28 protein-coding genes are annotated in these 25,769 nt (G+C 50.8%); 7 read left to right on the forward strand and 21 right to left on the reverse strand.

Features of this window, described 5'->3' with window-relative positions; all coding sequences use genetic code 11:
• Genes rsmD through EVJ23_RS08815 form a run of 3 tightly spaced genes read right to left on the reverse strand, consistent with a single transcriptional unit; the run spans position 1 to position 1,320 of the window.
• Complete coding sequence (gene rsmD / locus EVJ23_RS08805; protein WP_070327570.1) at positions 1-567, reverse strand: 16S rRNA (guanine(966)-N(2))-methyltransferase RsmD; 567 nt, start codon at positions 565-567, stop codon at positions 1-3.
• Between the two features lie 53 nt (positions 568-620).
• The gene (locus tag EVJ23_RS08810; RefSeq protein ID WP_016508973.1) at positions 621-884 is read right to left on the reverse strand and encodes a YlbG family protein; all 264 of its coding nucleotides are present in this window, start codon (positions 882-884) and stop codon (positions 621-623) included.
• The gene (locus EVJ23_RS08815) at positions 868-1,320 is read right to left on the reverse strand and encodes a YlbF/YmcA family competence regulator (RefSeq protein ID WP_070327571.1); all 453 of its coding nucleotides are present in this window, start codon (positions 1,318-1,320) and stop codon (positions 868-870) included. Before EVJ23_RS08815 ends, EVJ23_RS08810 begins: the two co-directional genes overlap by 17 nt.
• Positions 1,321-1,441: 121 nt before the next feature.
• Between EVJ23_RS08815 and EVJ23_RS08820 the strand changes: the two genes are divergently transcribed.
• Complete coding sequence (locus EVJ23_RS08820) at positions 1,442-2,197, forward strand: ATP-grasp domain-containing protein (RefSeq protein ID WP_201738980.1); 756 nt, start codon at positions 1,442-1,444, stop codon at positions 2,195-2,197.
• Between the two features lie 102 nt (positions 2,198-2,299).
• On the forward strand, positions 2,300-2,659 hold the full coding sequence (locus EVJ23_RS08825; protein ID WP_070327573.1) for a YugN family protein: 360 nt from the start codon (positions 2,300-2,302) through the stop codon (positions 2,657-2,659).
• A gap of 76 nt (positions 2,660-2,735) precedes the next feature.
• On the opposite strand, the gene EVJ23_RS08830 is transcribed toward EVJ23_RS08825, so the two are convergent.
• The 10 genes from EVJ23_RS08830 to cyoE all read right to left on the reverse strand — a co-directional run bounded on the left by EVJ23_RS08830 (position 2,736) and on the right by cyoE (position 10,716).
• The gene (locus tag EVJ23_RS08830) at positions 2,736-3,227 is read right to left on the reverse strand and encodes a cysteine hydrolase family protein (protein WP_131465350.1); all 492 of its coding nucleotides are present in this window, start codon (positions 3,225-3,227) and stop codon (positions 2,736-2,738) included.
• 145 nt (positions 3,228-3,372) lie between these two features.
• Positions 3,373-3,645 carry a hypothetical protein gene (locus tag EVJ23_RS08835; RefSeq protein WP_035386138.1) on the reverse strand — a complete coding sequence of 91 codons (273 nt, stop codon included), beginning with the start codon at positions 3,643-3,645 and terminating at the stop codon, positions 3,373-3,375.
• A 5-nt stretch (positions 3,646-3,650) separates the two neighbouring features.
• The gene (locus EVJ23_RS08840; RefSeq protein WP_131440363.1) at positions 3,651-4,265 is read right to left on the reverse strand and encodes an SCO family protein; all 615 of its coding nucleotides are present in this window, start codon (positions 4,263-4,265) and stop codon (positions 3,651-3,653) included.
• A gap of 20 nt (positions 4,266-4,285) precedes the next feature.
• Positions 4,286-4,747: a DUF420 domain-containing protein gene (locus EVJ23_RS08845; protein ID WP_016509532.1), complete on the reverse strand. Its 462-nt coding sequence runs from the start codon at positions 4,745-4,747 to the stop codon at positions 4,286-4,288.
• 23 nt (positions 4,748-4,770) lie between these two features.
• Positions 4,771-5,694 (reverse strand): cytochrome c oxidase assembly protein, encoded by a 924-nt coding sequence (locus EVJ23_RS08850; RefSeq protein ID WP_070327576.1) that lies wholly within the window; start codon positions 5,692-5,694, stop codon positions 4,771-4,773.
• 136 nt (positions 5,695-5,830) lie between these two features.
• On the reverse strand, positions 5,831-6,160 hold the full coding sequence (locus EVJ23_RS08855; protein ID WP_083273975.1) for a cytochrome C oxidase subunit IV family protein: 330 nt from the start codon (positions 6,158-6,160) through the stop codon (positions 5,831-5,833).
• Between the two features lies 1 nt (position 6,161).
• Positions 6,162-6,788: a cytochrome (ubi)quinol oxidase subunit III gene (locus EVJ23_RS08860; protein WP_070327577.1), complete on the reverse strand. Its 627-nt coding sequence runs from the start codon at positions 6,786-6,788 to the stop codon at positions 6,162-6,164.
• Positions 6,789-8,657, reverse strand: a complete 1,869-nt coding sequence (gene ctaD / locus EVJ23_RS08865; RefSeq protein ID WP_070327578.1) for a cytochrome c oxidase subunit I — start codon at positions 8,655-8,657, stop codon at positions 6,789-6,791. It lies immediately after the preceding gene.
• A 38-nt stretch (positions 8,658-8,695) separates the two neighbouring features.
• Positions 8,696-9,673, reverse strand: coding sequence for a cytochrome c oxidase subunit II (coxB, locus tag EVJ23_RS08870; protein ID WP_070327956.1), 978 nt, complete (start codon positions 9,671-9,673; stop codon positions 8,696-8,698).
• A gap of 110 nt (positions 9,674-9,783) precedes the next feature.
• A complete protein-coding gene (gene cyoE, locus EVJ23_RS08875) occupies positions 9,784-10,716 on the reverse strand; it encodes a heme o synthase (protein ID WP_070327579.1) in 933 nt (310 codons plus the stop codon).
• Positions 10,717-11,049: 333 nt separating this feature from the next.
• Here cyoE and EVJ23_RS08880 point away from each other — a divergent pair, with 333 nt between their 5' ends.
• The gene (locus EVJ23_RS08880) at positions 11,050-11,952 is read left to right on the forward strand and encodes a COX15/CtaA family protein (RefSeq protein WP_071399536.1); all 903 of its coding nucleotides are present in this window, start codon (positions 11,050-11,052) and stop codon (positions 11,950-11,952) included.
• Positions 11,953-12,018: 66 nt separating this feature from the next.
• Here EVJ23_RS08880 and EVJ23_RS08885 read toward each other — a convergent pair whose 3' ends face one another.
• The 4 genes from EVJ23_RS08885 to EVJ23_RS08900 all read right to left on the reverse strand — a co-directional run bounded on the left by EVJ23_RS08885 (position 12,019) and on the right by EVJ23_RS08900 (position 18,504).
• A complete protein-coding gene (locus EVJ23_RS08885) occupies positions 12,019-13,374 on the reverse strand; it encodes a cryptochrome/photolyase family protein (protein ID WP_131465352.1) in 1,356 nt (451 codons plus the stop codon).
• Between the two features lie 53 nt (positions 13,375-13,427).
• The gene (locus EVJ23_RS08890) at positions 13,428-16,877 is read right to left on the reverse strand and encodes a pyruvate carboxylase (RefSeq protein ID WP_131465354.1); all 3,450 of its coding nucleotides are present in this window, start codon (positions 16,875-16,877) and stop codon (positions 13,428-13,430) included.
• Between the two features lie 26 nt (positions 16,878-16,903).
• Positions 16,904-18,139, reverse strand: coding sequence for an FtsW/RodA/SpoVE family cell cycle protein (locus EVJ23_RS08895; RefSeq protein WP_131465356.1), 1,236 nt, complete (start codon positions 18,137-18,139; stop codon positions 16,904-16,906).
• An 86-nt stretch (positions 18,140-18,225) separates the two neighbouring features.
• Complete coding sequence (locus EVJ23_RS08900) at positions 18,226-18,504, reverse strand: Fpa/YlaN family protein (protein WP_070327584.1); 279 nt, start codon at positions 18,502-18,504, stop codon at positions 18,226-18,228.
• A gap of 172 nt (positions 18,505-18,676) precedes the next feature.
• Between EVJ23_RS08900 and EVJ23_RS08905 the strand changes: the two genes are divergently transcribed.
• A complete protein-coding gene (locus EVJ23_RS08905; RefSeq protein WP_070327585.1) occupies positions 18,677-19,144 on the forward strand; it encodes a hypothetical protein in 468 nt (155 codons plus the stop codon).
• A gap of 148 nt (positions 19,145-19,292) precedes the next feature.
• Complete coding sequence (locus EVJ23_RS08910) at positions 19,293-20,492, forward strand: multidrug efflux MFS transporter (protein ID WP_070327957.1); 1,200 nt, start codon at positions 19,293-19,295, stop codon at positions 20,490-20,492.
• 361 nt (positions 20,493-20,853) lie between these two features.
• On the opposite strand, the gene EVJ23_RS08915 is transcribed toward EVJ23_RS08910, so the two are convergent.
• Together EVJ23_RS08915 and EVJ23_RS08920 are read right to left on the reverse strand one after the other, a co-directional pair.
• Positions 20,854-22,170, reverse strand: a complete 1,317-nt coding sequence (locus EVJ23_RS08915) for a PhoH family protein (protein WP_016509526.1) — start codon at positions 22,168-22,170, stop codon at positions 20,854-20,856.
• Between the two features lie 32 nt (positions 22,171-22,202).
• Entirely contained in the window at positions 22,203-22,652 is a 450-nt protein-coding gene (locus EVJ23_RS08920) for a PNPOx family protein (protein ID WP_070327586.1), read from the reverse strand.
• Between the two features lie 113 nt (positions 22,653-22,765).
• On the opposite strand from EVJ23_RS08920, the gene EVJ23_RS08925 reads away from it, so the two are divergent.
• Positions 22,766-22,966, forward strand: a complete 201-nt coding sequence (locus EVJ23_RS08925; protein WP_083273976.1) for a YlaI family protein — start codon at positions 22,766-22,768, stop codon at positions 22,964-22,966.
• A gap of 36 nt (positions 22,967-23,002) precedes the next feature.
• Here EVJ23_RS08925 and EVJ23_RS08930 read toward each other — a convergent pair whose 3' ends face one another.
• Positions 23,003-23,353 (reverse strand): YlaH-like family protein, encoded by a 351-nt coding sequence (locus EVJ23_RS08930; RefSeq protein ID WP_236633741.1) that lies wholly within the window; start codon positions 23,351-23,353, stop codon positions 23,003-23,005.
• 84 nt (positions 23,354-23,437) lie between these two features.
• On the reverse strand, positions 23,438-25,282 hold the full coding sequence (typA, locus tag EVJ23_RS08935; protein WP_070327588.1) for a translational GTPase TypA: 1,845 nt from the start codon (positions 25,280-25,282) through the stop codon (positions 23,438-23,440).
• 164 nt (positions 25,283-25,446) lie between these two features.
• Between typA and EVJ23_RS15300 the strand changes: the two genes are divergently transcribed.
• A complete protein-coding gene (locus EVJ23_RS15300) occupies positions 25,447-25,623 on the forward strand; it encodes a DUF5325 family protein (protein WP_167615659.1) in 177 nt (58 codons plus the stop codon).
• The last annotated feature ends 146 nt before the right edge of the window (positions 25,624-25,769 follow it).

Genomic DNA, 25,769 nt, shown 5'->3' on the forward strand with positions numbered 1-25,769 from the left:
TCACTCCTCGGTCGTTGCGTACTCGTAAAGGCTGATCGTAATGACAGACGAGTAGCGTTGAACCTTAATTTTTTCGAGCAGACCGACCCGATCCGGCAACGTCGTCTCGCTGCCATGTTCGCAGACGACGACGCCGTTGTCTGTCAACAGTCGGTTCGATTCAATGAGTTGTAAAAACGATTCATGTTCTTCCTCATGGTACGGCGGGTCCATGAAAATGAGTTTAAACGACCGCCCCGTCTCGGCGAGTTGGTCGAGGACGGCCCGCGCGTCTTGTCTTTGAATCGTCGCTTGTGCCTCGTAACGCGTCGCCCGTAGATTGTCCTGTATCGTTTGAATCGCCTTCCCATGACGATCGACGAAGACGGCACGGTCGCACCCCCGTGATAACGCCTCGATCCCGAGACCGCCACTCCCCGCGTAAAGGTCGAGGGCATCCCCCCCGGCGAAGTAAGGGCCGATGATATTAAACAATGATTCTTTTACTTTATCTGCCGTCGGTCGTGTCGTCGACCCTGGGACCGCCTTTAGGCGCGTCCCTTTTCGTTCTCCTGAAATGACTCGCATCGTTGATCCTCCATTAGAAAAGATGAAGGCGTCACCACCTTCATCTCGCCCGTTTATTTCTGCTTTGGCTCGTACGTCTCGGCAATGAAAGGCCGTTCGCTCCGAACGACCGCGTCGACGAATGGCAAGGCACTGATTTTCTCGATGATCGTCTCATGGTCTTCTAAGTCCGTATATAAAAAGGCGTACTTCTCACGCTTCGAGACGTAATATAAGTTTGCGTAGCGACGTAGCGCTTTCACTTGTTTGAGCGACTGCACGTAAACGACGAGTCCGATTCGACCTTTTAACTCGAATGATTCAGCCAGCACATCCACAACTTCCGCCTCCTCCGCCACAGCTTCCGCCACCGGAACAGCCACCCTCATCGAAGAACGGGTTGCCGGTAGGCACTTTGATTTTTGGAGATACCGAGAACGCCAACAGCTCACTCACTTCTCCGAGTAACTTATCCAAGTTACGTTCCGCCTTTTTGAAGGCGGCCACTTCCGGTTGCACGTCGAGACGACGCTTCACGAGATGCATCTCTTTTTTAATACGATCGTGATCTGGGTGATGTTTCCCGAACCGTTGCACGTACTCATAATCTTCTTTCATTCGTAAAAATTCCCGTTCGACTTCCTGGGCTTCTTTCGAGCGAGCGCGAGCTTGTTTTGTCGCGATATATGTTTGGAACGATTCGCTCGTCTCGATCAAGGCAGTCAATGCTTCTGTTTGATCGAGCAAATCAATCGTCTGTTCAGTAATAATCATGGCTTTCACCCTTTCTGACATGATTTTACCACAATTGATTCCCTCTGTGAGCAATCGGACTTATAATTGAACGTGACGTAAATGCAGAAAGGAAGTGAACCACCGCTTCGTGCGGTGTACGATGAAAAAAGTCTCGTTTAACATGATTCGCTCGGCCGGTATGAAAACCGACTATGCGAAACCAGAATATTATTATGATCAGCTCGATAAAGTCCGGGCGGCCGATCTCGTCCTCTTCCCGGAGTACTGGATGGTCAACTCGATCATTTACGGATTGAACAAACCGATCTTCCCGTCTCCGGCAACGTACCACCTCGGGCACGATAAAATCGAGATGACACGCGCTTTCACAGCGACGTTCCCGCATCGCATCCCGAAGACGTTAATTTACGGGAAGAACCCGTACACGATCGAACGCGTCCTTGAAGAGTTCGAATACCCGTTCGTCGCCAAGACCGCCAAGTCCTCGATGGGTCAAGGCGTCTGGCTCATTAAAAATGAACAAGAATGGCTCGAATACGTCGACAAACACGAGACGTTTTACGTCCAACAGTTCATCCCGAACGACCGTGACCTGCGCATCATCGTCATCGGCGAAGAAGTCGTCGGTTCTTATTGGCGCGTCAGTGAGGCCTTTTTAAACAACGTCGCCCAAGGTGCCCACTTCTCGTATGACGATATCCCAGGTCACGTCGTGGAAGAAGTGCTCTCGATCGCGAAGACGCTTCACATCAATCACGCCGCGTTCGACGTCATCGTCTCAGGGGATAATTTTTACATCTTGGAATTCAACGTCTTCTTCGGTTCAGAAGGATTGATGCCGCTCGGCGTGAGACTTATCGACAAGATTGCGGCGTATCTCGAAACGATGTCTTGACCGTTCATCTTTTTTTCACAATTTGAACACACGTTATTCCAAGAACGTTTTCGAATATGATATGATGACATATGAGGTTTATTAGGGAAAAGGGGGATTATGATGAAATTTGAGCAGTTCCACATCGAGGGAAAAGAGATCCGCTTCGGTTTGCTCGAGACGATCATGGATCATCATCATTTCATCCGTGAAGGCGCTTGGGACTATGAGCGTGCGACGTATGATATGAAGTACGAGAAGCAATCGACGGGCGAGACGTTTTACCTGCGCTTGCCGGTTTATGCGATTGAAGGCCAAATCGAGGACCGTCATGCGGTCGTTAAAATGGTGACACCGATTCTCGGGAAACATTACTACCCGCACGGCGTCGAGTACGACGAAGAGTTCCCAGAAGAAATCGTTCGCGACTGTGAGCGTCGTCTCGCGGCTCTTGCGGAAACACTGGAAGTCAAACCCCTCTAAACGAAGGGGTTTTTCTTTTGGCTGAAACGGCGATTCATCTATGTAGAGGGCGGCTGGATTCAGACCGAGGATCCCTTTACGCCGGTAAGTCCTCTGACCGGATGATGGCACACCCTTTACTCTCATAATAGTCGAGCATCCCGTCAATTTTCTTTAAATCATAACTCGTGATACAGTCCGTTAATACGCTGACCGCATAGTCTAATTTGCGTAAGTTATAGCACGTCGATTTCACGCAGGCAATCGCATCCGCGCCGGCAATATAAAAGTGGCCAATCTCATTCGCTTGAATAAACTCGCTGAACGCGTCACTCGTCAAGGCGTTGCCCTTATATTTTGTGAATACATGATCGGACACGCGTTTCAACTCCGGGGCCAGCTCAGCACCGCGCGTACCCGTTTTAAACGTCCTAGTGCCGGGCGATAGATTCTCATGGCGAATATACACGACCGGAATCCCTTGCTCGACCGCCCAATCGATTGAGCGGTTAATGTGATCGATAATCGCCTTATAATTCTTCGTGATATCATTTTGAATATCAATGATGACCAACGCGTTATTCTGCATGTTACGTCCTCCTTCATAATAAGAAACGAACTGTCGTATGACTCATCTCTCATCATACCAGAGGTTGCTTCTGGAAAATATAGACATGTCATTTCAGATAATATGATACACAAAAAGGGAGGCCCTCAATGGGTCCTCCCTTCTCTCATGTAGCAATCACATTGAGTGTCACATCGACTTGTCCGAGCAATAGATCGAACTGGTCGCGGACGTAACGGTACAACCGCTCTGCCTCGCTAAGCGAGACGGGTGCGATCAGTAGATAATCGTACCGCTCTTTCGAGAGCGACACGACTTTCACTTCACGCAATCCGAATTCGATCGCGCTACACGCAATCAAATCCTCGATCGCCCGCTCTGCAATCGTCACATCTCCGTATGAATAATCGTTTCCGATGACAGCCATCGTATCGTTCATCTTCTTCACTCCTTTTCTGCAACGAGCACTTTCACGTCCTCCATAATGGTTTCGATGTCGACTGGTTTTTCTCCTGTCGTCGCCATTTGCGCGACTGCACGAACATCATGGTGACGGTCGATGATATACATCGTCGTCGCGTGGGTGACAAGTCCACTATTCGCTTTCGAATAATAGAACTGAAGCTGACGGGTGATCCGGTCGATGTCGGCTTTGTCACCGGTCAACATCTTCCATCCAGTTGGCTCAGCTTGGAACGCCGCTCCGTAGTTCTCAAGTACCGGGATCGTATCGACTTCCGGGTCGACCGTGATGGCGACGAGTTCGACGTCAGTGCCGTACAAGTCGTTCGCCTTCAAGTCTTGCTCGAGTTTCATGAAGTCGCGTAGCGTGAGCGGACAAATATCGGGACAGTTCGTATAAAAGAACGTGACGATTTTGACTTTTCCGTTATCTGAGTCGTACGGTTGGCCATCGAGCGCGTTCGTCAACGTGAACGGGGTCGGCTCTTGGATGACCGGCAAATCATCTTCTTTGAAGAAGAGGAAATACGAGGCCGCTCCGATAGCGATCAAAATGACGACCGTCAACCCGACCGTCAAGTAACTATTCCGTTTCATGCTCATCCCCCTCTCTTCGGTCATCCTCCGATGATGGCCCGGAAGACGTTCGTCGTCTCACCCGGTTCAAACGCCACATAGAGAAGAACATAGACCATCACACCTGTAATGGCTGTGAAAAACCAGACGACTGATGCTTTCGGTCCGATTTTACGATGTTTCTCGATCTTGTTTTTATAGCCAAGATAGAGTGTGATCAATCCGAGGATACCACCTGTCGTCGCCAGGATGATGTGGAAAATCATGAAAGCGAGATAGTACGGCTTCACCGAGTCCGGACCTCCAAATGCGGTATTCCCAACAAAGATCGTCCGCGAGACGTAAAGGATAAAGAACGTCGTCGCCGCGACGGCAGCTGCTGTCATGACTTTTTTATGCTTTTCAATATTGCGGCGGTCGCGCGCGATAATCGTCCAGCCGATGGCGACCAAAATCGCACTGATTACAATGAATGTCACACTAATTAAGGCAAGATAGTTCATCGATGTTTCCCCTTTGACTTAGTTCATTTTTTCTCTTTCGGTTCGTTCGGTGTGAATGACATGCCTTCGTCAAGCGCGAGCGATTTCGTCCGGCGTACCCAACCGAAGAACGTCCAGCCGAAGAAGAAACCGTACACGACTTCCTGTCCAAGCTTCATCAATACCCCGCCGAAGCGCTGGTCTTCGAGGGCGCTGTTCGTCGCACCCATCAAGGCGTTTAAGTCGAGACCGGATACGTCTCCGTTCGGCATACAGTATCCGAGCACCGTCGCGAACGTCTCAACGTCCGTATAGGCGTCATAGAGAATTCCTTGACTGAAGATGATGAACGCACAAGCAGGCGTCAATAGCACACCGTTTGCGATGATGTACACCATCCGTTTCAAATCGGACATCCCCTCTTCTTCATCCGAGAGGAACGGGGCGATGACCGGATACCACATCGTCAAACTGAAGACGACGAGAGCCCCGTGAAAGATGCGATGCACCCCGTAGTTCGTTAACACGTAATCAAAGATGAATGGCATGTGGTAAAACGTAAATAACGCGTTGAACAACACGAGCGCAATCAGCGGTTTCGTCATAAACTTAAGCGTCGGCCCGATTACTTTATAACTAAATAATTTTTCAAATACCCAATACGGCAATCCGTAAATGACGAGCGCCGGCGCTAACACGTAGACGAGCACCATCTGCAACATATGCACCGAGAAGATGATGTGCGCGAGCACGTCGACTGGACTACCAAATCCGATGTAATAGAGCACGATCGCAAACAACATGCTGAACTTTTGTAGCAACGTGGTCGACTCGTACCCTCGTTTCGCCATTCTCTCTGTGACGAACGCATAGAGGACGTACAACCCTACCATCAACAATCCGAACAACGGACTCCAAAGCGTTGTCCATTCGAACTGTTTGAGTAGCTCTGATGTATTCCAGAGCATCCCTTCACCCCTTTTCTTTCTCTCCCAAACCAATGAAACCGTTCACTTCAAGATTACTATTCCTTTATTTTTGAAGTAAAGCAAAAAGGACTGAATCATCTATGTTTCCACAGATGTTCAATCCTTTGTCACATTTTTACCAAATGAGCAAACGAAGTGCCGCGACAGTGATGATGGCGACGAAAATACCAAGCCACATCATTCCGACGATCCACGTGTTGCCACGGTTGTTCATATGCATGAAGATGTACAGCTGCAAGAACACTTGGATGATGGCGAGGATGATCAAGAAGCCACCCGCCGCCCATACCGGCATGAGCTCCGCGTAGACCGCGCCGAACGCGACAAACGTGAGCAAAATCATCATCGCGAAACTGATCAACTGAAGTTGATACTCGCGTCTCGACTCTGCCTTCACTTCAAGCTCTAACTGTTTGTGTGTTTCGTTCATTGGATTTTTTTCCATGTCAGCTCACCATCCCTAAGAGATAGACGATCGAGAAAATGAAGACCCAAACAACGTCGATGAAGTGCCAATATAAACTCGACACATAGAACTTCGGTGCGTTGTAGACATCGATCGGACGGTTCCAGTTGCGGATCAACAGCGTCGTGATCCAAAGGAGACCGAACGTGACGTGAGCGCCGTGGAATCCGACGAGCGTATAGAACGCAGAACCGAACGCACTCGACGTGAACGTGTGACCGATACTGTAGTAGTGGATGAACTCGTAAATCTCAGCTCCTAAGAACCCTGCCCCGAGAAGAAGCGTCACGATCAACCAAAACTTCATTCGACCTGGATTGTTCGCTTTCATGTTCATCATCGCGAGCACGCTCGTGAGCGAGCTCGTGAGGAGGAGCATCGTCATCATGAAGACGAGCCCCATCTCAAAGATGTTGTACGAGCGAAGTTCCTCTGGCGCACCAGAATTTAGAAGCCCGACGTACGTTCCAAACAACGAGGCGAAGAGAACCGTCTCTCCTCCAAGGAAGAACCAGAAGGCCACATATTTATTTTTCCCTTCCAGCGTGGCTTTCTCTGGATTGGCCGGAATACCGGTCACTGGGTGTTTTTCAACTGCATGTGCCATTTATTGTTCTCCTTTCTCACGAATCGCTTTCAAATCCGCTTCGATTTGTGATTTTGGAATGTAGAATCCGTGGTCGTCGATCCATGAACGGAGGAACATCGACACGAACGTGATGAGTAAACCGATGACGATAAGTGACCAACCGACAACCGGGTTGTCCATTTGGAAAATCGCGCCAAGTCCAGCGATGAATAACCCGAGTGACATGAAGAACGGGATCAATGAGTTATTCGGCATGTGGATGTCTGACACTGGTTCAGCGACAGAAACCCGTTTGTTACCCGCCATCTTCTCGAGCCAGAACGTGTCCAACCCTTTGACGAGCGGTGTTTGTGCGAAGTTGTACTCTGGAGTCGGCACAGGAAGTGTCCACTCGAGCGTACGTCCGTCTTCCCAATGGTCCGGCTTGACGACGTCTTTCGACAAGAACGCCTTGACGACGGCGATGAGCAAGATGATCGTCGACACACCCATGAAGAAGGCACCGATCGTCGACAGCAAGTTCATCGTCTCAAACCCTTGATTCGGCAAGTATGTGAAGACGCGGCGTGGCATCCCGAACAATCCGAGGAAATGTTGCGGGAAGAACGTCAAGTGGAACCCGATGAAGAACAACCAGAACTGCCAGTAGCCAAGCTTCTCAGAGAGCGCTTTGCCGAACATGAGCGGGAACCAGTAGAACAGTCCTGCGAAAAGACCGAAGACGACCCCACCGACGATTACGTAGTGGAAGTGGGCGACAACGAAGTAACTATCGTGGTACTGATAGTCGGCCGGTGCGACCGAGAGCATAACCCCTGTCATCCCTCCGACGAGGAACGATGGGATGAACGCCACCGAGTAAAGCATCGGAACGTTGAACTTGATCTGCCCACCCCAAAGTGTGAACAGCCAGTTGAAGATTTTGACCCCTGTCGGAACGGCGATGGCCATCGTCGCGACGGCGAAGATCGAGTTCGCGACCGGTCCGAGACCGACGGTGAACATGTGGTGAACCCAAACCATGAAGCCAAGGAACCCGATGAGCATCGTAGCGAATACCATCGTCGTGTAACCGAACAAGCGTTTACGGGCAAACGTCGGAATGATTTCCGAGAAAATACCGAATGCCGGTAAGATCAAGATGTAAACTTCCGGGTGACCGAAGATCCAGAAGAGGTGTTCCCAAATGACGACGTTACCGCCCATTGCCGGATTGAAGTAAACGGCTCCGAACAGACGCTCGAACATCAACATGAACAAGCCGACTGTAAGCGGCGGGAACGCGAAGACGATCAACGCCGAAGCGACGAACGTCGTCCACGTGAAGAGCGGCATCCGCATGAGTTTCATGCCTGGTGCCCGCATGTTCAAAATCGTGACGAGGAAGTTAATCCCGGCCATGAGTGAACCGAACCCTGAGATTTGAAGACCGAGGGCGTAGAAGTCGACCCCTGTCGCTTCCGGTTGCGTCGAGAGCGGCGCGTAAGCCGTCCAACCCGCGTTCGGTGCAGCGCCGAAGAACCAGCTAAGGTTCAACATGAGGCCACCGAAGAAGAACAACCAAAAACCGAGCGAGTTAATGAACGGGAACGCGACGTCGCGCGCCCCGATTTGAAGCGGCACGACGGCGTTCATAAAACCGAATAGCATCGGCATCGCCGCAAGGAAAATCATCGTCGTCCCGTGCATCGTGATCAACTGGTTGAACACTTCGCCGCTGACGAAATCGTTCATCGGACGGACGAGTTGCCAACGAATAAGTAACGCTTCAATTCCACCGAGAAGGAGGAAGAAGATTCCTGAGAACAAATACAAAATACCGATTTTTTTGTGGTCAACCGTCGTAACCCAATCCATGATGCCATTGTATTTACGCGGTTGCTGCATAGCAGTGGTCTGTGCCACGTGAAATCCCCCTTTTCCCGTTAGTCAATCTTCTGATCGTACAAGAAGTCAACGAGTGCATCTAACTCTTCATCACTGATTTGGCCTTCACTGAAGCCAGGCATGAGCGCGCCTTGTTTTAATGCTTGTGGATCACGAATCCATTCTTTCAACTTTTCTTCGTTGTTTTCGAGGTAACCCGCCAACCACTCGCGGTCACCGAAGTTCGTCAAGCTCGGCGCGACTTTACCGCCACCGTGGCAGCTCAAGCAGCTTTCGACGTACACTTGCTCACCTGTCGTCAAGTTTTGATTGTCGGCGACAAGGTTTTCTGTGTTCTCGTCTTGCTTCGCTTTCATGTCTTCGAGCCACTGATCGTAATCAGCTTGCTCGAGGGCGATGACTTTGAAGTCCATGAGCGCGTGCGATGGTCCGCAAAGCTCGGCACATTTACCGTAGAACGTACCTGCTTCGTTCGCATGCAACCACATCTCGTTATCTAACCCTGGGTTCGTATCCGTCTTACCAGACAAAGCCGGTACCCAGAACGAGTGAATGACGTCTTTTGATGTCAAGTTGATACCGACCCGTTTACCGACCGGGATGACAAGTTCTTGTCCTGTGACAACACCAGCGTTCGGATATTCGAACTCCCACCAGTACAGGTTGGCTGTAACGTTAATTTCTTCTTCTTTTTTCGCTTCTTTCGCTTTCGCGAGTTCGACAGTCGTTGTGATTGTCGGAACAGCGAGAATGATGAGCAAGATGATTGGAACGACTGTCCAAATCATCTCGAGCGTGCTGCTACCTTCCACTTGCTTCGGAATCGATTCATCTTTCCGACGGAATTTCATGAGCACGTACACGTAAATGACCGTTACGATGACAAGTACAAAGAGCATGATTGCCAAACTGATGAGAATGATCCGGAGCTGAATTTCAGCGCCTTCTCCCATCGGCTTCAATGCAGACAATCCCTCTACGCCGCACCCTGACAATAGCAGCGCGAACATCATCATCGGGACGATGCCAAACAGAAGCTTCTTAAATGATTTCACAACAATCCCCACTTTCTCCCAAAATGATGTGCAATGGTTTCTATATAGTGAGTGCGATTACCAAAGTGCCGTCATGACGAAGGCAGTGCCGTCAGCATGAGTGCGACAATCCACACGACTAAATAAATTAATGAATAAAAGAACATTTTGTTAGCCCACTTGATCTCATCTTCGGCTTTAAACCCTTTCAAACCGAGATATAACCAGTAGCCCCCAAGACCGGCCGCAATGATCACGTAGACCGTACCGTAATGCATAAACAAGAGCGATGCTGGAATGAGCGTCGCAATCCACCAAATGATTTGCCGCTTGGTGATCGCGAAGCCGTTTACAACGGGCAGCATCGGAATGCCTGCCGCCCGGTATTCCTCGACGCGTCGCATCGCGAGCGCGAGGAAATGTGGCGGTTGCCACAAGAACATGACGAGGAACATGAGCCAGGCGTCGATATGAAGCGCCGGGTCAATCGCGGCCCATCCGATCAGCGGTGGAACCGCTCCGGAGATACTGCCGACGACCGTGTTCAACGTATGTGTCCGTTTTAGCCACATCGTATAAATAACGACATAAAAAAATGCCCCGATTAAACCGAAGACTGCTGCTACGTACGACACGATCAATAAAAGCAATGTCCCGACCGCAAGTTGCGTAAGTCCGAGAAGTAAAATGCGCTCCCCTGAAATTTTACCGGTGACACTCGGTCGATTGTCTGTACGTCCCATCAAGTAGTCGATATCACGGTCCACGAAGTTGTTTAGGTAACAACTCCCGGAAATGACGAGCGCGCTTCCTAACATCGTTAATAAGAGCTGTGGCCAAACTTCAAACAAATAAAGCACTGGCGTGTCACTCTGGTATGTTGTTGCCACAAAGAAACCGGCGAACACTAACAAAAGGTTAGCGCGTACGATTCCCATTTTTGCCAAAGCAACATAGTCACGGAACGAGGCGGCGGATTCTGTATAGTCTACTTCTGCCACTGTTCCCGGGTTGACTTTTGTCATGCTGACCCCCCCACATAATCACGAAATCCTCGTATTCTTTTCACAGAAAAAACACAATATGAACAAAGTACACCTAACTCATTACAAAGATACCATATTTCCAAAAAGAATACGTCGTTTATGCTTGTAAAATAGCGAGTTTTTTATGGCGAACGTGTGATAATTGTCACAGTAAAATTCCTGTACTAATACTAGGATAACGATTTTGATAGCGATTGCAAGCTTTTCCGTTTCGTTTTTCCGGACTAAAGCCGTATAATAAGTATGGCGAAAAAAATAAAAACATACAAGGCACAATTCTAGTGATTTTTCTCAAAAAGCAGGTGGAAACGAATGCATAAAAAACTCGCACTATTCTCAAGCCTCGTCACCCTCGGTATGATGCTCGTCTTGATCATGGGCGGTACTGTTACGAAAACCGACTCAGGTGACGGTTGCGGGACGGACTGGCCGCTCTGTCACGGGAAACTGATCCCGACGAACCCGAGCGTCGAGACGATGATCGAATACAGTCACCGCGTCGTGTCAGGGATTGAGGGACTCCTCATCATCGCCTTGACGATTTGGACGTTCACGGTCGTCAAAAATCGATTCGATGTCAAAGTGTTCGCGTTCCTAGCGTTCATTTTCATGTTGATCCAATCGATCATCGGCGCCGGAGCCGTCATCTGGCAACAGTCGGACGCGATTCTCGCGCTCCATTTCGGGATCTCGCTCGTCTCGTTTGCGTCCCTGCTCATCCTGACGATTCTTTTATTCGAAGGTGAACGGGTACACAAAGCGGTATCCGAAAAACTAAAGATTCACTTGTACGGGTTGACGATTTACACGATGGTCGTCGTCTACACAGGAGCTTACGTCAGACACCTCGGTGCGACATACGCCTGTGTCGGTTGGCCGATCTGTGAGCAAAACGTGTGGACGTTCGAATCATACGTTCAAATGGGGCATCGCATCATGGCGGCACTCCTCGTCTTCTACACGCTCTACGTCCTTTATTTGGCCCGACGCGAAACGAACCGTCTCGTCGAACGGGGCATGTGGGCCTCACTATTCTTCATCATGCTTCAAGTCGGCACGGGTGCATGGATCGTCCTTGGCGGCCACGCCACATATGTACCGCTCTTGCACGCTTTCTTGATCACGTGCTACTTCGGGATCATCTCGTACTTGGCGTACCATGCGTATCGAAGCACCAATCGAGCGGTAGACGCAGCTCGAAAAGAAACGGTCTGACGAATCAAACTAAATCACGAATCACAAAAAGGAGCGGGCGACCGCTCCTTTTTGTATGCCTATTTGTCACTGCACGTCCTTGAACCGCTCGAGCGCCCTTGCACGCGCCGCCTTATGATCGACGATCGGTTCGATATAACCGTCCCGATCTGACGGGTCCGGAAAGTGGATCGCTTTCCTGTCAACGTCAGCCAACTCGGTTACATATTTGCGGATAAACGTCCCGTCCGCGTCGAACTTCTCCGACTGGATCGTCGGATTAAAGATCCGGAAATACGGCACGGCGTCCGTTCCGACCGAAGCGGCCCATTGCCATCCACCGATGTTCGAGGCGGCCTCGTAGTCGATCAACTTCCGTTCGAAGTAGCGCTCGCCTTTGCGCCAGTCGATCAACAGATGTTTCGTCAAAAACGAAGCGACAATCATCCGGAGCCGGTTGTGCATCCAACCGGTCTCGTTCAATTGACGCATCGCCGCGTCGACGATCGGATACCCGGTCTCGCCACGGCACCATTTCTCAAACTGGTCGTCATTGTCTTCCCAGTCGAGATGTTTATATTTATCGTTGAACGGCCGGTCTTTCAGTCCCGGAAACTGGACCATGATCATATAGTAGAACTCTCGCCACAATAGTTCATCGTAGTACGTGTCACGTCCTGTTGACTGCCGCGCCTCGAGGACGGCTGCTGCGACCGTACGAATCGACAACACACCGGTCCGTAAATACGGTGACAGCCGGCTCGTCCCGGCGATCGCCGGGATGTCACGGTCTTCAGCGTAACTCGTCACCCGGTGTTCCACAAAATCGCGTAACCGTTTCATAGCCGCTTCCTCTCCGAGCGCTTTCCACGAACGTTCACACCGGTCAAACTGCTGTTTCAATTCATCAGGTAGTTCATGTTGCTTCGTCGCGAGTTGTTTCAATCGAGCGACGTCGACGTCGTACGGTTGTGGCGGCGTCTCAGCGTACACCGCTTTTTTGAATGGCGTATACACTTTATACGGAGTACCGTCTTTTTTCGTGAACGCGTTCGGGGCGAATAAATGACGGTCGAGTAAACGGATGACTAACACGTCTCCCCCGAGCGCTTCGATGACCGCATCGTCACGTTGTTTGAACGGCTCGACATACTCAGCGTTAAAATAAAGCGCGTCGGGTCGTCCGAGCTGCTCGACAAACGCTTCCGCTGAGTTGGCAACAATGGTGCGAAGCCCGATCTCTTGATCGGCGAGCTCCTGCATGAACTGCTTCATCGTCGCGAAAAAATAATCGTGTCTCGTCTCGAACGGCTCGCAGTATTTCGGATTGAGCCAAAAGACGAACTCGATGTCATCGTCACCTGAGGCATCTTTCAAGACCCGGTGTAACATATGGTTGTCACTTAATCGAAAATCTGACCGGAACCAACATACTCGTCTCATCTTTCCCACTCCCTATCTAAAAAAGAAGCATAGCTTGGCTATGCTTCTTTTGATTATACAAATTCAATCAACAAGTCGTCACTTTGGATTGTGTCGCCTTCTTTAATATGGATCGCTTTAATCTCACCGTCTTGTGCGGCTTGGATCGTCGTCTCCATCTTCATCGCCTCAGTGACGAGAAGTTGCTCCCCACGATGGACCCGGCTTCCTGGTTCGACGAGTACTTTCAAGACCGAACCAGGCATCGAGGCCCCGACTTGTTTCGAATTCGAGCGTTCCACTTTCGGTCGGCTCGTCGTCGCCGACTTCACGTTGACGTCTTTAATCTCGATTTCACGTGGTACGCCGTTCATCTCATACGAGACGAGGCGGATTCCGTCTTCGTTCGCAGCGCTCACTTGAACGAGCTTGATGATGAGCGTCTTCCCTGTCTCGATTTCGACTTGAATCGTCTCGCCGACGTTCAATCCATAGAAGAACGTCAACGTGTCAAGCACCGAGACGTCACCGTACGTGTTCGTATGGGTCACATAGTCCTCGAACACTTTCGGATAAAGCGCGTTCGCGAGCAGTTCAAAGTCCGTCACCGGACGTTCGAGCTTCTCAAATAACTTCGTTTGAGCCGCTTCAAAGTCGTACGGCTTGATCAGTTTACCCGGACGGACCTCGAGCGGCGCCTCACCTTTGAGAATCGCTTGTTGGACGTCTTTCGGGAACCCTCCTGGAGGCGACCCGAGCTCACCGCGCATCATTTCGACGACCGAGTCTGGGAAATCGAGTTGATTTCCTCGTTCGATGACGTCCTGTTCGCTCAAGTTATGTTGGACCATGAAGAGCGCCATGTCCCCTACGACTTTAGACGACGGGGTCACTTTGACGATATCGCCGAACAACATGTTGACGCGGGCGTACATCGACTTCACTTCACTCCAGCGGTCACCGAGACCGACCGCTTTCGCTTGTTGCTGCAAGTTCGAATACTGTCCGCCCGGCATCTCATGCTCATACACCGATGGATTCGATGCACGCATGTCACTTTCGAACGGTTCATAGTTATGACGCACGTCTTGCCAGTAGTCACTGATGACTTCGTAGTGCTTCGCATCGATCTTCGGCTGGCGTTCGTGATGGTCGAGTGCGTAAATCAAACTTCCACCTGAAGGCTGCGACGTCATACCCGACATCGAGCTCGCTGCGACGTCGACGATATCGACGCCCGCATCAGTCGCCCGTGCGTAAGTGAAGATCCCATTCCCCGAAGCGTCGTGCGTGTGCAAATGAATCGGCAAGTCGACGGCGTCTTTCAGTGCCGACACGAGCGCATACGCCGATTCAGGTTTTAAGAGGCCAGCCATATCTTTGATCGCAAGAATATGAGCTCCGCTCGCTTCGAGCTGCTTGGCGAGATCGACGTAGTACGGCAAGTGATACTTCGGACGGTTTCCGTCATACAAGTCACCGGTGTAACAGATTGCCGCTTCTGCGACTTTCCCTGTCGGCAGCGTCGCGTCGATCGCGAGTTTAATCGATTCAATGTTGTTCAAGCTGTCGAAGATTCGGAAGATGTCGACGCCGGCATAAGCCGCCTCGTGGACGAACTTCTCGATGACGTTGTCAGCATAGTTTTTATACCCGACGGCGTTGGCACCGCGAAGGAGCATTTGAATCAAGACGTTCGGCATTTTCTCACGAAGGCGCATGAGACGTACCCACGGGTCTTCCGAGAGGAAACGGTAGGCGACGTCAAACGTTGCCCCGCCCCACGCCTCGACCGAGAACAGTTCTGGCATGAGTTTACTCGTCGGCTCGGCGATATTCAAGATGTCTTGCGTCCGCATCCGTGTCGCGAGGAGCGACTGGTGGGCGTCTCGCATCGTCGTATCCGTCAAGAGCAGCTCTGGTTGACGTTTGATCCAGTCAGCCAAACCGTCTGGACCGAGTTCTGTCAGGATTTGTTTCGTCCCCGGCTTCGCTTCGGCCGGAAGGTTTTGCGGGATTCGGACCGAGCGGCTGATCGGCTTATCTTTCAAGCCGACACCCGGGAATCCGTTGACGGTGACGTCCCCGATATAGTTGAGGAGTTTCGTCCCTCGGTCTTTCCGTTTCGGGAAGACGAACAGTTCGGGTGTATCATCGATGAACGACGTACTATAGTCCCCGCTAATAAAGTTTTGGTGCTTCATGACGTTGATCAAAAACGGGATGTTCGTCTTGATGCCGCGAATCCGGAACTCGTTCAAGTTACGGACCATCTTCGCTGCCGCTTGTTCGAACGTCATCCCATGCGTCGACAGCTTGACGAGGAGCGAGTCGTAGTACGGCGAGATTTCAGACCCGACATAGGCGTTCCCGCCGTCGAGACGAACCCCAAAACCGCCTGGCGAACGATACGCCATGATTTTCCCTGTGTCCGGCATGAAGTTGTTAGCCGGGTCTTCCGACGTGACACGGGATTGGATCGCATAGCCGAGCAGTTTGATATCTTCTTGCTTCGGCATGTGAATCACGTCACCGTGAAGCGACTCGCCTTGGGCGATCATGAGCTGTGTTTGGACGATATCGAACCCAGTAACCATCTCCGTGATCGTATGTTCGACTTGGATCCGTGGGTTGACCTCGATGAAGTAGAACGACTCATCCTCAGTGACGAGGAACTCGACCGTCCCTGCGTTCACATAGCCGACGTGACGCATCACTTGAACCGCCGCGTCACAGATTGCTTGACGAGACGCCTCCGACAACGTCACACACGGTGCGACTTCGACGACTTTCTGGTGACGACGTTGAACCGAGCAGTCACGCTCAAACAAATGGATGATGTTCCCGTGATCATCCCCGAGAATTTGCACCTCGATATGCTTCGGACGTTCAACTAATTTTTCTATGTACACTTCGTCCGAGCCGAACGCTTGCTTCGCCTCTGACTTGGCACGTTCAATCAAATCTTTCATCTCAGCCTCGGTCCGGATGACGCGCATACCGCGTCCGCCGCCGCCCATTGAGGCTTTGACCATGAGCGGGAAACCATGCACGTTCGCAAAGTCGAGCGCGTCTTCGTACGAAGTCAATGGACCGTTCGAGCCTGGAATGACCGGTAGCCCGGCTGCGATCGCGTTTTGACGAGCCCGAACTTTATCTCCGAACGCGTGCAAGTGCGATTCGTCCGGTCCGACGAAGATGATGCCTTCTTCGCGGCAACGACGAGCTAGTTCAATGTTTTCCGATAAGAAACCGTACCCCGGGTGAATCGCGTCACTCCCCGATTGCTTCGCGATTCGAATGACGTCTTCGATGTCGAGATAGGCGTCGATCGGTTTCTTGTTGAGACCGATCAAATACGCTTCATCGGCTTTAAAACGATGTAACGATCCACTATCCTCTTGCGAATAGATGGCGACAGTACGCATTCCTAATTCTGAGGCTGCCCTAAATACACGAATGGCAATCTCTCCACGGTTGGCTACAAGCAATTTGCTAATTGATTTCAACCTAAATCCCCCCATTTTGGAAATCGTTTACATATACATCTTCACCTTACTACATGTAGTGATGCATTTTGAACGTTTTCTTCTGATTTTTCGCGAATTTCCGCGCGGCGTGTCGCCTCTCGGTGACGGTTACGCATCGAGATACTGCTGAGCACACCGAGAATTCCCATCGTCATGATCAGCGACGTGCCGCCGTAACTGACGAGTGGAAGCGTCACACCCGTACCCGGGAACCAGCCCGACATCGCCCCGATATTGATCCCGGTTTGGACCATGATTTGCGCGGCAATCCCGAACGAGACGAACATCGCAAAATGGCTATCGGTATGGTTGGCGATATTTACTGCCCGGAACGCGATGAAAAAGAGCAACACCAAGACGACGAGGACGCCGATAAAGCCAAGTTCTTCGGCGATGATCGACATGATATAGTCCGTCTCCGGCTCCGGCAAATAGCCATACTTTTGATAACTATTCCCAAGTCCGACGCCGGTCAATCCCCCATGCACGATCGAGATGATCGACATGAGAAGTTGATGCCCGTAGCCTTCTGGGTCCATGAATGGATTGAAGACGACGTTAATCCGACTAACTTGGTTTTCTGTGAAAACAAACGTATACATAGCATAAACAAAACCAATTCCAGCAATAATCACCGGGATGATGATGCGAAGCGGGGCCCCGGCAGCTAACCACATCATGAACATAATTACCCCTAAGACGAACAATCCGCCATGGTCAGGCTGTCCATTTATGACGAAGGCATACGGGAAAAAGTAGAACAAACCCGGGATGATGAAGAAAGCCCCGATTTGGGCGCGTAGCTTTTTCCGTTCGATCGCCGCACGGCCGATTCGGCCCGGCCATCCTGTCAGTTCACGATTCCATAACTGATGGTAGTAGTTGGCGAGCAATAAAATTAACACAAACTTAGCGATCTCGATTGGTTGGATCGTGAAACCGCCGATAATGAGCCAAGCCCGGGCACCGTTCAGCGGAGGCATCGCCCAAGTGACAAACAGTAGAATGACCGAGAGCGCATACAGGCTTCGCAACACGTTCTTTTTGCGGAAGTTTTCATACCGGAACATCGTCGCGATCAAATAGACGACAATCCCGAACCCTGCATAGAACAGTTGCCGATAAAACAAGCCGCTGTTCGCGTAATCCCCACGATTCCAAACACTGGCGCTGTAAATCATGATCGAGCTGATCCCAACGAGCAAGAGCACCGCAATGAACAGTGAGAAATCAAAGTACCGAAACCGAGTTTTCATGTTTTCACTTCCTTATGTACAGCAATCCGCAACCCGTTATAAAAAAATACTCAAACAGCGCCGCCTGCACAGTTTGAGTATAAGGTTCATAATTCTGAAGCTTCCGCGAGCGCGGATAACTTTTGTTCCAATGAATCGATCAGTTGCTTGCCTTCGACATCTGAAATAAGTCCAAGCCGGACCGCAAAATCGATTTGGCGCGACAGACCGAACATATGTGTATCAAGTACCTCTTCATAAAGCGGGCACTTCGGCATTTTCAAGTTTTCTAATTGTACCTCAATCAAGCAACGGATTTTTTCAGCATCTGCTTCAAGCAAGTGAAGCGCCTGTTCCCGTTGGACTGCAGCCAAATTTGTCGCCACTACGACCCCTCCTCCGTACAATGACAGACTGTTTGTCATAACTCAACTGTACATTATATTTCATCATAATTCAATGAACAGTCTAGATTCAAAGCGTGTTTCTCGCAGTTTTCCTTTTTGCACGGAAGAGCTGTATAATATACATTGTATCGCTAGTTAAGGGGGAGTATCAATGATTTTTCCGTTAGATGGAGCGGTCCGTCACGCGCTGACGATTGACCCGACCGTATGGATTTTTGACGAACGTAAACGCAAAGTCGACGAACTCGACCAAGCCGTCGAGAATGATTCAGACGCCTACTATGCCAAAATGGGGAAGGCATGGGACGACGGATTGACACTAGGGACGCGCGTCGACCACAATAAGCCGATGTCGCGGGCCGATAAAGACGCTGCGCTTCGTGACTCGTTCGCGATGCCGTTCGCACCATTTCTCCAAAACGCCGAGCCGCTCAATACGGCGACGCACGTCAGCTTTTATGGGGAGACGGTATTGACGATCCCGCTCGCCGAAGTCGGTTCGATTTATCTTCAGTTTTCACAAGATGGAAAAGTGTTGGCTGACGGACCAGTCTATGCACTCTACAACAACCAAATCATTCGTCAAGTCGACCATATCGTCGTCCGAACGGATGGCTGATGGGAAGGCGCTCGCCGTCTCAGGCTGTTGACGAACGCGGTCGCTATAAGCGATCTCGTTCGTCTTTTTTTTTGGACTTTTTACTTCACAAAGTGTAACATGTGTGATATCGAAATATACTCTATGCAGAAAGGTCGTGACGCTTACGATACCTTTATGGAAAAAGAACTTGATCATCGTTTGGATCGGCAGCTTCTTGACGGCCGCCTCGATGAGCCTCGTCTTGCCGTTCCTGCCCTTATTTATCGAAGAGCTCGGCGTGACCAACCCTGACCACGTCGTCACCTGGTCCGCCGTCGCTTTCGGCGCCACTTTCCTCGTGGCCGCCATTGTCTCCCCGCTTTGGGGCCGACTCGCTGACCAGAAAGGGCGCAAGCTCATGTTGATTCGGGCGAGCCTCGGAATGGCCGTCGTCATGTTCTTGATCGGCTTCGTGCAAGACGTTTATCAACTCGTCGGTTTACGACTCATCATGGGTGCTGTCTCCGGATTCATCTCGGCCGGCATCACTCTCGTCATCTCACAGACACCAAAAGAGAAAAGCGGCTGGGCGCTCGGCACGTTGTCGACCGGTGGTATTACCGGCGGACTCCTCGGTCCATTGATCGGTGGACTGCTCGCAGATTGGATTGGGCTTCGACCCGTTTTTCTCTTTACCGGTAGCGCACTCTTCGTCACGTTTTTAATCACACTCCTGTTCGTGAAAGAAGATTTCGTCCCGGTGGCGCGCGAGCGACTTGATTCGACAAAGTCGATCATCGCCTCGCTCCGTCATCCCCAACTCATCTTCAGCTTGTTTTTAACGACGTTTTTAATTCAGTTTTCAACTCAGTCAATCGGGCCACTGTTGACACTGTACGTCCGTGAACTGAACCCGTACACGACTTCCCTCGCGTTCATCGCGGGAATCGTCGCTTCAGCGCCGGGGGTGGCCGCCCTCCTGTCCGCACAACATCTCGGACGGCTGTCAGACCGCCACGGGCCGGAACGGATTTTGTTTTGGGCGCTCATCATTTATACCGCGTTCTTGATTCCTCAGGCGTTCGTGACGTCGACGACACAGCTCGTCATGTTGCGTTTCGGCCTTGGTTTCGCGACCGCGGCACTCATGCCGTCTGTGCAGTCACTGCTAAGGAAACATACACCGAGTCACGCGACCGGACGCATTTTTTCTTACAACCAGTCGGCCCAGTTCATGGGCAACCTGCTCGGACCGTTGTTCGGATCCCAAATCGTCGCCCACTTCGGATTCTCTGCGCTCTTCATCGTGACTGGTTTGATCATGTTGACGAACGCGTTTCTTGAGAAAGCGAACGTGCAAGTTTTGCTCCACCCAAACACAAAATAGACGTCGAACTCATGCTCGGCGTCTCAGGCTGTTGACGAACCAGGTCGCTAATAGCGATCTGGTTCGTCTTTTTTATGTCCGAAGACCTCGAAGTGAACTGCCCGATATAAATCGGGCTTTTTCTTTCGACTGTCGAGGCCTCAGAAAAAGACAAATGGTCGCCAGATGGCGACCGTTTGCGTTGCTCGTCCGATGGCGCCCTGACTCTTACAGGACAGTAATCCGACGGAGACCCAGCAGCGACACAAGTCACGATGCGGCTCCGGGATTGCCTGCAGAAAGCGTGGGCGCCGGAAGACGAGCAATATTGTTCATGTTGGTCAACAAGCTGAGACGTCGAGCTTACGCTCGGCGTCTATTTCTATAGCAAATCGGCCGCCAACCGGGCGAGCGACGAGCGTTCGCCTTTGATGAGTTGGACGTGACCGAATACGTTTTGCCCTTTGAACCGCTCGACGGCGTACGAGAGCCCGTTCGAATATTCATCTAAATACGGATGATCGATCTGATACGGATCGCCGACGAGAACAATCTTCGAATTCTCCCCGACCCGGGTCAAAATCGTCTTGATCTCGTGCTTCGTCAAGTTCTGCGCTTCATCGATGATGATGAACTGATCCGGCATACTTCGCCCCCGAATATATGTGAGCGCCTCGAGCTGAATCGATTTGATGCCGGCGAGGATATTTCCGAGCTCGTCTTTCGAGTTGGCATTAAACAAGAATTCAAGATTGTCATAGATCGGCTGCATCCACGGACGAAGCTTATCTTCCATCTCACCCGGCAAGTATCCGATGTCGTTGCCCATCGGCACGACCGGACGCGCCACGACGAGCTTGTTGAAGCGACGTTCGTCCTCGACGAGGGCAAGTCCCGCCGCGAGTGCGAGGAGCGTCTTCCCGGTCCCGGCTTTCCCGAGGAGCGTCACGAACGGAATATCGTCGCGAAGTAGTAAATCGAGCGCCATTCGTTGTTGGACGTTCCGCGGATGAATGCCCCAGACGTGCTCGGCGTCGAGCGATAACGGTCGAACGATCGGTTGTAACGGATCGACGACCGCGAGTGCGCTCGCTTTCGAAACGTTACTCTTTAAGATGACAAATGAGTTCGGGTACAGTTGGTTTTTTGAAAAAGCCGACGTCGGTAGCTGGCGAACTTGATAGAATTCATCAATTATCGCCTGATCGACCTCAATCTCGCGATAGCCGGCGTACAAATTCGTCGTGTCGACGATATGGTCTGTCAAATAATCTTCGGCTTCGATGCCGATCGCATCCGCTTTGACACGGACCAGTATATCTTTTGAGACGACCACGACTTTCCGGTTGTGATCATGCTCATACTGTTTCATCAAACCGAGTGCGACCGTCAAAATCCGGTTGTCATTCGTCATGACGTCGAACGGGAAGTCGACTGTATGTTCATGACCGATCTCAACGAAGAGATGGCCGCCATTCTCGAGCGGCACCCCGTCATGAAGTTTGCCGGTCGATCGGAGCTGGTCAAGCACACGCGCCGTTTCTCGGGCGTTACGGCCAAGCTCGTCCATGTTTCGTTTTTTTCCATCGAGTTCTTCTAGGACGATGGCCGGGATGACGACGTCATGCTCATCGAATTGAAAGAGTGAGAGTGGGTCGTGTAGAAGTACGTTCGTATCGAGCACATACGTTTTTTTCATAAGCTTTGCCGCCCCTCGAAAATTGTTGGTGATCAAGAGTTCAAGCTTTCCTTCACTTCTCGGTCCAATTTTTCCGCTGCTTCGATATCGTACGTCTTGACGATGTCCGGTTGCCCGAACGTCGCCCCGTAAAAGGAGATGTTGCGGACTTCTTCGACCGAACCTTTAAAAAAACGCAGGTGCAGTCCCGGTTTTACAGCCGGTTCAAATTCATGGACGTGCGAGAGCGTCACACTGTAAGCGAGACCGTCCTCTAAAAAGATGAGCCCCGCCGTCTTTTCGCTTGTCAAAAGCGTGATGAGATGCGAGTTTTTTGTCAGGGCAAATCGGACTGTCTGTTGATCGGTCGCCTGCACCCAACTGATGGCGTGGGTGATCGGCCACCGCTTCGCTTCATCAAACGCGACGAGAAACGTCAACGGCATCTCGTTTAACGTTTCTTGTTGCGCCCGGGAAAGTTCGAACGTTGCTTTACTCGCCATGCACTCCCCTCCTTCTTAAACGGGTATATGAAATGGATTCGCCCTTAATGACTTCTTTCCCTGCTTTTCTATCTGGAAATCATGCTATAATCAACGAAGAGGAAGGTGAGACCATGCGCGTAAAGTGCTCTCTTTGTGATAAAGTCGATACGATTGATTCGTGGTCGTTCGAAGCGAAACGACTTCGCAATAAACCTGCTAAAACGTACATGTGCCAAGAATGTCATGCACGCATTACGGAACGAACGGCTGAGCGTGCGGCAACAGGCCAATTCCACCTATATCCATCGTTTCGCCAAAAGCGAAGATGGTAACAAAAATGGACGTCCCTTTAACGGGACGTCCATTTTTTAGGTTGGTTCATTGACTTGGTCTTGACGGCGGTTCCACCAGAGCCGGCCCCGATAAATGGCTAGGACGACCGCCATGACGAGCAATACTTCCGGGATTGGCCACGTGAAGAAGACGAGCGCCATCGTCCCCGCTCCGAGCGCGAGAATGATGTAGACGATGAGCGCCTTCCACCACGCGAGTTGTTTGGCAAAACCTAATTTAAAGACGAGCAACGTCAATAAGATGACCGTGATGATCAAGGCGTTAAAGCCGACCGAAAAGTCGTTCGCGTCACTGCCGACACCTAATAGCGAGGCGATCCACGGAACGTCGATTTGGGTAATGTCCATCGTTTGAGAAGCTTTCAAGGCAAATAATCCCCCTTTGTTTCCTACACGTCTATTCTACACGAATCAAAATAAAAGGGAACGCCTCGGCGCTCCCTTTTCTACTTATTCTTTACCAAGTTTACGACGCTTGTCAGCTTTTTCACGTTCGTTCTTGTTCAAGACCTTTTTACGGAGTCGAATCGAGAGCGGTGTGATTTCGCAGTACTCGTCATCGTTCAAGAACGTAAGCGACTCTTCAAGCGAGAAGACGCGCGGACGTTTCAAGACTTGTGTCGAGTCTTTCGATGATGCACGCATGTTCGTCAACTGTTTCCCTTTGACGGCGTTGATCGCGAGATCGACGTCACGGTTACATTCACCGATGATCATGCCTTCGTATACATCTGTACCTGGTTCGATGAAGATCGTCCCACGGTCTTCGAGTGCACCGATTGAGTAAGCCGTTGACTTACCAGCTTCGATACAAACCATGACACCGCTACGGCGACCGCCGATGTCAGCAGGAATGAACGGACGATACTCTTCGAACGTATGGTTCAAGATTCCGTATCCGCGTGTCGCCGATAAGAACTCGTTACGATATCCGATGAGACCACGTGAAGGAACGATAAATTCCATACGAGTTTGACCGTTATCGTTCGTGTTCATGTTCGCGAGTTCACCTTTACGGAGACCGATCGATTCCATGACTGAACCTGTGTACTCTTCCGGTACGTCGATGATGACGCGCTCGAAAGGCTCAATTTTCGTACCGTCTTCAGCTGTACGGATGATAACTTGTGGTTTCGAAACTTGGATCTCGTACCCTTCGCGACGCATGTTCTCGATCAAGATACCGAGGTGAAGTTCACCGCGTCCTGATACGACCCATTGGTCAGGCGAGTCTGTGTTTTCGACACGGAGCGAAACGTCCGTCTCAAGTTGTTTCATCAAACGCTCTTCGATTTTACGTGCTGTCACGAAATCGCCTTCGCGTCCTGCAAATGGAGAGTTGTTCGTCATGAAACGCATTTGAAGCGTTGGCTCATCGATGCGAAGAAGCGTAAGCGGCTCTTCTTTACCGACCGGTGTGACCGTTTCACCGACGTTGATGTCTTCCATCCCGGCGATGGCGATCAAGTCACCAGCTTTAGCTTCTTCGATTTCAACACGTTTGAGTCCGAAGTAACCGAATAGCTTCGTGACGCGAAGTTGTTTGATCGATCCGTCCGTTTTGCAAAGTGAGACTTGGTCTCCGACTTTGATTTTCCCACGGAAGACGCGACCGACTCCGATACGACCGAGGTAGTTATCATAGTCGAGCATCGTGACTTGGAACTGAAGCGGCTCATCCGAGTTGTCGATTGGTGCCGGTGTGTTCTCAAGAATCGTATCGAGTACGTGCGTGATTGTATCTTCTTGCTTCTCAGGATCAGGATCGAACGAACTTGAACCGCTGACTGCAGACGTATAGACGACAGGGAATTCAAGTTGATCTTCATCTGCTCCGAGATCGATCAATAAGTCTACGACTTCATCGACGACGTCGAGCGGACGGACCATCGCTTTGTCGATTTTGTTGACGACAACGATCGGGCGAAGTCCTTGGTCAAGTGCTTTCTTCAATACGAAGCGTGTTTGTGGCATACAGCCTTCACGTGCATCGACAACAAGAATAACGCCGTCAACCATACGCATGATCCGCTCAACTTCACCACCGAAGTCGGCGTGTCCTGGCGTATCTACGATGTTGATGCGAGTATCTTTATAATCGATTGCCGTGTTTTTAGCGAGGATTGTGATCCCGCGCTCACGTTCGATATCGTTCGAGTCCATGGCGCGCTCTGCTACCATTTCGTTTGTCCGGAAAGTACCAGACTGTTTCAATAGTTCATCGACTAACGTTGTTTTACCATGGTCAACGTGGGCGATGATGGCTACGTTACGGAGGTTAGTTCTTAAATTCATGTAGTTATTCCTCTCTTATTTGAAAAGTTTCAACTTTGTATTCAACTTAAAGAGTATAGCACAGGTGCTACCACCTTTGTCACGTTATATAGTCTGTTACCGTTTCCAATTGCGCTGATTTTGCTTACAATGAGATAGAGCCAAGAAAAAAAGGGGGAATTTCGATGCAACTCATGTTCGTCTTGATCGCAATCGCCGTCGTCGCCGGTTTTGTCGGTATCGGCATCGGTGTCGCCGAAGCGAGTACCGCCATCATCGTTGGCAGTCTCGCGTTGAGCGCGGTCGCTACATTCTTCGGCATCAACTTGCGCCGCCGTGTCCTAGCAGACCGACGCCCATAACGAACAGGCCCGAGGCGAGTGATATGCTCCCCAATAGGTAGACAGATGAAATAACAAATCTGTTTATCTATTGGGGAGTGTTTTTTTATGGCGAGAAGTCGGCATTCGATTGAACAAAAACTGAGTGCACTACGTATGCTGGAAGA

Origin of the sequence: Exiguobacterium sp. SH1S1, assembly GCF_004337245.1 — a bacterium.
In the GTDB taxonomy this organism is placed as follows: Bacteria; Bacillota; Bacilli; order Exiguobacteriales; family Exiguobacteriaceae; genus Exiguobacterium; species Exiguobacterium aurantiacum_A.

What these genes read in the sequence shown, in the direction of transcription:
- rsmD (WP_070327570.1), bottom strand. Translation starts at nt 567, where the DNA reads ATGCGAGTCATTTCAGGAGAACGAAAAGGGACGCGCCTAAAGGCGGTC.
- EVJ23_RS08815 (WP_070327571.1), bottom strand. Translation starts at nt 1,320, where the DNA reads ATGATTATTACTGAACAGACGATTGATTTGCTCGATCAAACAGAAGCA.
- EVJ23_RS08820 (WP_201738980.1), top strand. Translation starts at nt 1,442, where the DNA reads ATGAAAAAAGTCTCGTTTAACATGATTCGCTCGGCCGGTATGAAAACC.
- EVJ23_RS08825 (WP_070327573.1), top strand. Translation starts at nt 2,300, where the DNA reads ATGAAATTTGAGCAGTTCCACATCGAGGGAAAAGAGATCCGCTTCGGT.
- EVJ23_RS08830 (WP_131465350.1), bottom strand. Translation starts at nt 3,227, where the DNA reads ATGCAGAATAACGCGTTGGTCATCATTGATATTCAAAATGATATCACG.
- EVJ23_RS08835 (WP_035386138.1), bottom strand. Translation starts at nt 3,645, where the DNA reads ATGAACGATACGATGGCTGTCATCGGAAACGATTATTCATACGGAGAT.
- EVJ23_RS08840 (WP_131440363.1), bottom strand. Translation starts at nt 4,265, where the DNA reads ATGAAACGGAATAGTTACTTGACGGTCGGGTTGACGGTCGTCATTTTG.
- EVJ23_RS08845 (WP_016509532.1), bottom strand. Translation starts at nt 4,747, where the DNA reads ATGAACTATCTTGCCTTAATTAGTGTGACATTCATTGTAATCAGTGCG.
- EVJ23_RS08850 (WP_070327576.1), bottom strand. Translation starts at nt 5,694, where the DNA reads ATGCTCTGGAATACATCAGAGCTACTCAAACAGTTCGAATGGACAACG.
- EVJ23_RS08855 (WP_083273975.1), bottom strand. Translation starts at nt 6,160, where the DNA reads ATGGAAAAAAATCCAATGAACGAAACACACAAACAGTTAGAGCTTGAA.
- EVJ23_RS08860 (WP_070327577.1), bottom strand. Translation starts at nt 6,788, where the DNA reads ATGGCACATGCAGTTGAAAAACACCCAGTGACCGGTATTCCGGCCAAT.
- ctaD (WP_070327578.1), bottom strand. Translation starts at nt 8,657, where the DNA reads ATGCAGCAACCGCGTAAATACAATGGCATCATGGATTGGGTTACGACG.
- coxB (WP_070327956.1), bottom strand. Translation starts at nt 9,673, where the DNA reads ATGATGATGTTCGCGCTGCTATTGTCAGGGTGCGGCGTAGAGGGATTG.
- cyoE (WP_070327579.1), bottom strand. Translation starts at nt 10,716, where the DNA reads ATGACAAAAGTCAACCCGGGAACAGTGGCAGAAGTAGACTATACAGAA.
- EVJ23_RS08880 (WP_071399536.1), top strand. Translation starts at nt 11,050, where the DNA reads ATGCATAAAAAACTCGCACTATTCTCAAGCCTCGTCACCCTCGGTATG.
- EVJ23_RS08885 (WP_131465352.1), bottom strand. Translation starts at nt 13,374, where the DNA reads ATGAGACGAGTATGTTGGTTCCGGTCAGATTTTCGATTAAGTGACAAC.
- EVJ23_RS08890 (WP_131465354.1), bottom strand. Translation starts at nt 16,877, where the DNA reads ATGGGGGGATTTAGGTTGAAATCAATTAGCAAATTGCTTGTAGCCAAC.
- EVJ23_RS08895 (WP_131465356.1), bottom strand. Translation starts at nt 18,139, where the DNA reads ATGAAAACTCGGTTTCGGTACTTTGATTTCTCACTGTTCATTGCGGTG.
- EVJ23_RS08905 (WP_070327585.1), top strand. Translation starts at nt 18,677, where the DNA reads ATGATTTTTCCGTTAGATGGAGCGGTCCGTCACGCGCTGACGATTGAC.
- EVJ23_RS08915 (WP_016509526.1), bottom strand. Translation starts at nt 22,170, where the DNA reads ATGAAAAAAACGTATGTGCTCGATACGAACGTACTTCTACACGACCCA.
- EVJ23_RS08920 (WP_070327586.1), bottom strand. Translation starts at nt 22,652, where the DNA reads ATGGCGAGTAAAGCAACGTTCGAACTTTCCCGGGCGCAACAAGAAACG.
- EVJ23_RS08925 (WP_083273976.1), top strand. Translation starts at nt 22,766, where the DNA reads ATGCGCGTAAAGTGCTCTCTTTGTGATAAAGTCGATACGATTGATTCG.
- typA (WP_070327588.1), bottom strand. Translation starts at nt 25,282, where the DNA reads ATGAATTTAAGAACTAACCTCCGTAACGTAGCCATCATCGCCCACGTT.
- EVJ23_RS15300 (WP_167615659.1), top strand. Translation starts at nt 25,447, where the DNA reads ATGCAACTCATGTTCGTCTTGATCGCAATCGCCGTCGTCGCCGGTTTT.